1 protein-coding gene is annotated in these 681 nt (G+C 64.8%); it reads left to right on the top strand.

Going from position 1 to position 681, the window contains the following annotated elements:
- The first annotated feature begins 76 nt into the window (after positions 1-76).
- Positions 77-430, top strand: coding sequence for a hypothetical protein (locus tag AB4097_RS21500; protein WP_442043337.1), 354 nt, complete (start codon positions 77-79; stop codon positions 428-430).
- Positions 431-681: the final 251 nt, after the last annotated feature.

Genomic DNA, 681 nt, shown 5'->3' with positions numbered 1-681 from the left:
TAGAGCGTGCAGCGGTTGCGTGGAATCGGCAGAGCTGATTCCATAGGGCTGGTTGTGGTCGGCCGGGAGGCATCTCATGCCAGCTCCTCTGTCCCGAGACTTGCGTGAGCGGATCGTGCGTGCGGTGCAGGGTGGATCGTCCATCCGGCAGGCGGCCCTGCGCTTTGAGGTCAGCCCATCGGCGGCCGTGAAGCTGATGCGGCGCTTCCGCCAGAGCGGCAGCCCGGCTCCGGCCCGCTTTGGTGGCCACCGCCGCCCGATCCTCGCGCCGCACGAGGCACTCGTGCGGGCTCTTCTCGACACCAAAGCCGACATCTCCCTGAGGGAGATCCAGTCTGAACTGCGCCAGCGCGGCATCGTGGTCGGCGCGACCTCCACCATCAGCCGCTGGTTCAGACGAGCCGGCCTGACGCATAAAAAAAGAGCCTGAGAGCCGCCGAGCAGGACCGCCCCGATGTGGCGCGCGAGCGACGGCACTGGCGCGTGTGGCAGCGCTACATGGATCCGGCTCGCTTTGTCTTCCTGGACGAGACTTGGCCTGCCCCCTTTGAAGTGGTCCTCCCTGATGTATGGCTTTTTGCCATTTGGAGGACGAGAGAATGCCCAGGAAGAGACACACGGCTGAAGAGATTGTCGCGAAGTTGCGGCAGGTTGATGTGCTGACGGCGCAAGGCCGTTCAG

The organism is Microvirga sp. 2MCAF35 (genome assembly GCF_052115545.1).
In the GTDB taxonomy this organism is placed as follows: Bacteria; Pseudomonadota; Alphaproteobacteria; order Rhizobiales; family Beijerinckiaceae; genus Microvirga.
Note: the sequence above shows the minus strand (reverse complement) of the source record. Positions and strands in the feature narration are given on the sequence as shown.